The organism is Cryobacterium tepidiphilum, assembly GCF_003716325.1.
GTDB classification, from domain to species: Bacteria; Actinomycetota; Actinomycetes; order Actinomycetales; family Microbacteriaceae; genus Cryobacterium; species Cryobacterium tepidiphilum.
In genome coordinates, this window is record NZ_RDSR01000027.1 from 35,642 (window position 1) to 41,641 (window position 6,000).

The 6,000-nt window shown below is 68.9% G+C and carries 5 protein-coding genes and 1 pseudogene; 2 read left to right on the forward strand and 4 right to left on the reverse strand.

The window, feature by feature from the left end:
* Positions 1 to 130: 130 nt before the first annotated feature.
* From EEJ31_RS13150 to EEJ31_RS13160, 4 genes are all read right to left on the reverse strand, one after another.
* Positions 131 to 517 carry a hypothetical protein gene (locus tag EEJ31_RS13150; RefSeq protein ID WP_123046743.1) on the reverse strand — a complete coding sequence of 129 codons (387 nt, stop codon included), beginning with the start codon at positions 515 to 517 and terminating at the stop codon, positions 131 to 133.
* A gap of 36 nt (positions 518 to 553) precedes the next feature.
* Complete coding sequence (locus EEJ31_RS13930) at positions 554 to 703, reverse strand: hypothetical protein (protein ID WP_158603961.1); 150 nt, start codon at positions 701 to 703, stop codon at positions 554 to 556.
* 63 nt (positions 704 to 766) lie between these two features.
* Positions 767 to 2,755 carry a beta-galactosidase gene (locus EEJ31_RS13155; RefSeq protein WP_123046744.1) on the reverse strand — a complete coding sequence of 663 codons (1,989 nt, stop codon included), beginning with the start codon at positions 2,753 to 2,755 and terminating at the stop codon, positions 767 to 769.
* 3 nt (positions 2,756 to 2,758) lie between these two features.
* On the reverse strand, positions 2,759 to 4,087 hold the full coding sequence (locus EEJ31_RS13160; protein ID WP_267897625.1) for a Gfo/Idh/MocA family protein: 1,329 nt from the start codon (positions 4,085 to 4,087) through the stop codon (positions 2,759 to 2,761).
* Positions 4,088 to 4,236: 149 nt separating this feature from the next.
* Here EEJ31_RS13160 and EEJ31_RS13165 point away from each other — a divergent pair, with 149 nt between their 5' ends.
* Both EEJ31_RS13165 and EEJ31_RS13170 read left to right on the forward strand, forming a co-directional pair.
* Positions 4,237 to 5,277, forward strand: a complete 1,041-nt coding sequence (locus tag EEJ31_RS13165; protein WP_123046746.1) for a serine hydrolase domain-containing protein — start codon at positions 4,237 to 4,239, stop codon at positions 5,275 to 5,277.
* 187 nt (positions 5,278 to 5,464) lie between these two features.
* Positions 5,465 to 6,000, forward strand: a pseudogene (locus tag EEJ31_RS13170) (hypothetical protein); the annotation flags it as partial.

A 6,000-nucleotide genomic window follows, 5' to 3' on the forward strand; every position in this document is an offset into this window, starting at 1 on the left:
CCATGGCTCCACGAAAGCCGCCCACCGGCATCCGCTGGCGACAGTGGCCACTCCCACGCCTCCCACTCACCGAGGTTGCCGGTTCCGGACGAAAGTGACTGGCGCGCCGTTCAACCTGGTCCGCAGGTGTCTACCTCGGTCGTGGCTCGCCCGTCTCGTCGCCCCTGCACGCGATCTCCGCCCGGACGGCGTCGAAGAGCACGTGCAGATCGCCGGTGTACCGACCGAAGTCGAAACCGGGAACGTCGATCCCGCGGCTCGTGACGTCGACCTTCGTGCCGCCGTCCTCGGGCGCAAAGGTCAGCACGATACGGTCGGCTCGGCCAGCCAGGGTCGTTCGACGGAACACGACCGCTTGGCCCTCACCGAGTTCGGTGAGCACCAGCCGGTCGTGGTGATGGAGGGCGACCCGTAGAACGTCGGCGAACTCGGTAACGGTCACCGGCAGGGAGTACGACGCGATCGTCTTGAGCCTGCGCGAGGTCGTCGAAATCCACGGTTCACCCGGGTAGGTCATGGTGCCATGATGCAGCCGCGCGCCGGGAAGGGGAAGCTACTGCTGGTGACCGCGGGGAAGACGGTTCTTCGCGATGTAGACGCTGAGCGCGCGAATTGCGGTGATCGCCAGCCAGAACAGGATGACGACGGCGGCGAGCGCGACGACCAGGTAGACGGTCGAGAACAAGGTGAACGTGGATGTCATGGGCCGAGCCTAGTGAGTGCCGAAGGTCGTTTCGGTGCCGAGACGCGGGTCGCGTGACGCGAGTCAGGTCGTGTTGGCCGCAGCGACGTCACGGAGGAGCAGGTAGTCGAACGGGGCGAGGGTGGGGCGCGAGACGGAGGCGCCGGTCACGGCATCCGTTGCGTCGATGTCGAGGGTGACAACGGATGCCCCGTGGTTGATGAGGGTGATGACGTCACCGCGCTGCGCGACCTCGACCTGCTCCGGCAGCCCCGGAACGACCGGTGCGACGCCGGCCTCGGCGAGAACGTGACCGGTGATGGTTGCAGCGCCCGCGGCATCCGGAATCGTCGCCAGGTAGTACGCCCGACCGTCGCCGACCTCGTTCACCGTGAAGGCCGGGCGGCCCTCGAGACGGCCAGCCTCGAAGCGACCGAGCACGGTCGCACCGTCGAGGTGGATCTCCTCGGCGAGCAGGGTGCCGGTGACGACGCCCTGCGGCGACGACAGGGGCGCCTCTGCCTGGCCGGGACCGAAGTCGGGCAGCGCGAGCGCCCCGAAGTCTTCGAGCCAGATGCCGAGGGTCGGCCCGAGCTGGGTGAGGTAACCGCCGGGGCGGAAGGAATCGGTCTCGTCGACGACGTCGCTGAACGCCGCCACCAGGAGGTGACCGCCCGACGAGGCGAAGTCCGTCAGGTTCGCGGCACCCGCCGCAGTGAGCAGGTAGAGGTGCGGCGCCACAACGACGCGGTAGCCCGACAGGTCACCCGCAGGGTGCACGAAATCCACCTGCACGTGCTGCCGATGGATCGCGGCATACCAGCGCTGCACCAGGGCGAGGTAGTCGAGCACGACGGGGTGGTCGGGGTTCTCGATCGCCCACCAGTTCTCCCAGTCGAAGACGATCGCCACGCGGGCGTCGCAGGAGCCGGCCGGCAGCTCAGGAAGCGCAGCCAGCTCGGCGCCCAGCCCGACGACCTCCCGCCAAGTGCGCGTGCGCGTGCCAGCCTGCGGGTACATCGCCGAGTGGAATTTCTCCGCACCCTTCCGCGACTGCCGCCACTGGAAGAACAGGATGCCGTCGGCGCCGCGTCCCACCGCCTGCATGCTGAGCGCCGCCATCTGCCCCGGCGCCTTCGGGGCGTTGGTGGGCCGCCAGTTCAGGGCGTTGGTCGCCTGCTCCATGAGCAGCCACGGCACCTCGGGCTTCAACGACCGCATCAGGTCGCGCTGGAACGCCGACGCCCGGAAACTCTCGGGGTCATTCGGATCGGGGTAGCAGTCGTCGGTGATGACGTCCATCTCGCGGGCCCACCGCCAGTAGTCGGCGGGCTTGAAAGCACCCATGAAATTGGTGGTGACCGGCTGCGTCGCCCCCGCCGCACGGATGATGCGCTTCTCCATCAGGTAGCACTCGAGCAGCGCGTCGGAGGTGAACCGCCGGAAGTCGAGCAGCTGCCCGGGGTTGTGGCTGTACGGCGCCTTCCGCGGCGGGAACACCTCCGCGAACGACCCGTAGCGCTGCGACCAGAAGTATGTTCCCCACGCCGCGTTCAGCGCGTCGATCGTGCCGTAGCGGGCCTCAAGCCAGACCCGGAACGCATCGCGGGCGGCATCCGAATAGTCGAGAGGCAGGTGGCAGCCGTACTCGTTGTTGACGTGCCACATGACAACGGCCGGATGCTGCGCGTAGCGTTCCGCAAGCCGGGTCACCAGCTCCGACGCCAGCCGCCGGTACACGGGCGAGGTCGGCGCGTATTGCTGGCGGCTGCCCGGCCAGTAGACGGCGCCGCTCTCGTCGTGCGCCAGAATCTCCGGGTACACAGCGGATGCCCACGGCGGCGGCGAGGCGGTGGCCGTTGCGAGGTCCACGGCGATGCCGCCCTCGTGCAGCATCGCGATGATGCGGTCGAGCCACTCGAACTCGAAGACACCCTCGGCCGGCTGGATGCGCGACCACGCGAAAATGCCGAGGCTCACCATGGTGACGCCGGCCTCACGCATCCGTTGGATGTCGTCGGGCCAGACCGCTTCGGGCCACTGCTCGGGGTTGTAGTCTCCGCCGTAGTGCATGTCTCAGAGTCCCAGTTCGAGGTCGGTGTAGCGAACCGGCAGGCCGGTCTCGAGTGAACGGTTGGCGGCAATGCCGACCGAGACAGCCTTAACGCCGTCGGAAAAGCCCGCCACGCGCTGCAGCGGCTCGTCGGCGGTGGTGCGGTGGAAGAGGTGGTCGAGCAGGTAGGCGTCTCCCCCGCCGTGGCCGCCGATGCCGTCGGGAATGGGCACCTCCTCGGCCGGCTGCCAGTGGCGCTGCAGGATGAGGCGGTCGCCGTGCGGGCGCAGGTCGTCGGTCGCATCGGCGTCGGGGATGGCGCTCGGGTCGACGATCACGGTGCCGTCGTCGCCGATCAGCACCGAGCCGCGCTCGACGACCTCGAGCTCGGCGCGCCCCTCGGTGCCGTTCACGGTCACCCGGTAGCCCTCCCAGGGGCTGTGGGCGTTGAGGGAGTAGCTCATGGTCACGCCGGAGTCGTAGTCGACGAGCACGGCGAGGTTGTCTTCGATGGTGATGCCCTCGTCGAAGACGTCGCGGTCGCGCAGGTAGCCGTCGTGGTGCTCGACGTCGAGGTAGAGGCCCTTGTAGGCGGGGTTCTGGCTGAGGTCGAGGCTGAACGGGTCGCCGTCGGCGTGGCCGGTGCCGCGCGCGGGCCGGCCGGCCAAGCCCCGCGCCCGCGCGTTCTCGGCGCCGTAAAACCGCAGACCGCCGCTCGCGAAGACACGCACGGGCGACGCGTCGATCCACCAGTTGACGAGGTCGAAATGGTGCGACGACTTGTGGATGAGCAGGCCGCCGGAGTTCTCCTTGTAGCGGTGCCAGCGGCGGAAGTAGTCGGCGCCGTGCACGGTGTCGAGCGCCCACTCGAAGTGCACCGAGGTCACCTGGCCGATCCCACCCGACGCGATCAACTGCTTGAGCGAGCTGTTGCGGGGGCTGTAGCGGTAGTTGAACGTGGTGATGACCTCGTGGCCGCTCTCGAGCATCGCCTCGTGGATGCGGCGCACGCCGTCGGCGTCGATCGTGAGCGGCTTCTCGACCACGACGTCGGCCCCGGCGCGAAGCACACGGGAGACGTACTCGGCGTGTGTGAAGTCGGGACTCGTCACGACGACGCGGTCCAGGTTCTGTTCCGACACCATCCGTTCGATGTCGGGCACGGCATAGCGCGCAGGCACCGGCTGGCCGGCATCCGTGAAATGGCGTTCGTAGTAGTCGAGCCGCCCGGGGTTAGGGTCGCTCCAGGCGACCAGCCGGGCCACGTCGGCGTGTGCGGTCGTGGCGGCGGTGATGTACATGCCGGCACGCGAGCCGGTTCCGATCAGGCCATAGCGTTCTGGTTCACTCACGACTGGTTCCTCACTCCGTTGGGAAAGACCGGGTGGCCCTCGTCGCTGGGCGGTCCGGAAAGCGCTCTCCCAAGAGTAGCCCACTCCGGACACGCCCCGCCAGGGAAAGCGCATTCCCTTTCTTCCCCACCGGCTGGTAACGTCGACGCATGCCTTCGCCTGATGACGATTCACGCGCCTCGGAGTTCAGCCACGCCTTCGCTTGGGCGGCGCGCCAGGTCGACGCCGGGATCCTGCCGACGGCCGTACTCGGCATCGCCTCCTCCACCGGCACACTCGCGCTTGAGGCGTTCGGTGCGAGCGGTTCGCGTGCGGCATCCGCTGACGATCATTACCCCTTGTTCTCCATCACCAAACCGCTCGTCGCATTGACGGCCCTGCGCGCGGTCGAGCGCGGTCTGCTGTCGCTCACGGCGCCGCTGGCACAGGCGGTTCCCGGTTTCGGGTCCGGCCGCAATGACGTGGTGCGCCTGCACCACCTGCTCACGCACACCTCGGGAATCGGCGAGCCGCCGCTGGACACGCCGAAGGGGCTGCTCCCGTCGCTGCTCCAGGGCGACATGGACTTCACCGCTGGCACCATGTCGCGCTACTCGAGCATCGCCTTCGCCGGGGTGCAGGCCCTCGTCGAACAGGCGACCGGCACCTCACTTGAGCATGAGCTTGCGACTCTGGCAGCGGATGCCGGCATGCCGGGCTTGACCTTCGATGTCTCCTGCAACCCGCATCCGGTGTTCGACGCCGCCGAGCAGGGCCTGGACTACCCGGCGTTCCAGCAACTCAGACACCCAGGGGCCGGGCTCTACGCGACAGCGGACGACATGCTCGCGCTCGGGAGCGCCCTGCTGCGGAACGACGGCGACGTCGTGCACCCGTCGACGGTCTCGGCGATGCTGCGGCCGCGCACGGGGGGCCTGCCCAAGCTCGAACCGTACCCCGTGGAGCGCGGACAGGACTGGGGCCTCGGCTGGAACCTGCGCCACTCGGCGCCGGGCCTCTTGGAAACGCGTGTCTACGGGCATGGTGGGTGGGCGGGCACCGAGTTCTGGATCTACCCGGAGCTCGACGTGTGCTTCGTGCTGCTCACCAACATCGCGAGCCCCGGCCGTCTCGGCCTGGATATCGACCAGCTGCACAATGCCGTCGTCGCCGGTGTCGCCGGTGTCGCCGGCGTCACCGGCCCAGCGTGAGCGGTGACACCGCGGAGGCGTGAAGCGTCGACCGTCGCGAGCTTGTCTCCCTTGGCATTACTCCCAGCGCCTAGGCCCCTGCCCCTGCCCCTGCGGTCACTCCTCCACAGGGGGCACCTGCCGAGGACTTGTCCACAGATTGTCGTCTGTAGCTTCTAATGTCGGTGGCTGCTGCGATCATTGAGGCATGCTCAGCATAGAAGCTGTCTACACAGGCCTCACCGGCACCCTCGCCGGCCACGCGCTCACGGCCGCGTCCTTCGACCAGGTCCCCGACGCGGAGCTCGAGGCGACGATGGCCGTGATGACGGCGCACCAGCGGATGGTGGAGGCCCACGTCGCGTTGGGGGCGGCGGCGCTCGCGAAACGGTCGGCTCCGGAGCTCGGGCAGAACGGGCTCGCGTGGCGGAAGGGCCACGCGTCGCCGGAGGCGTGGCTGCAGACGATTTCCGGCTCCTCCAAGACCGCCGCCCGCCGGCAAGTGGCCGTGGGCCGAATGATGGCCGAGGCCGAAGCGGCCCGGAACCTCAACGAGCAAGCCCAGGAGCACCCCGAGGACGAGGTCCTGGCCCGGCTCGCCATCGACGCGCGGCCGTGGCATGCGGCGCTCGGGGACGCGGTCGCGGCCGGGCGAATCGGCGCGGAGACCGCCGCCGGGATCCGGCACGGCCTCGGCGAACCGGCCGAGGGCGTCACCGAACAGGCGTTGGCTGAGGCGTTGGC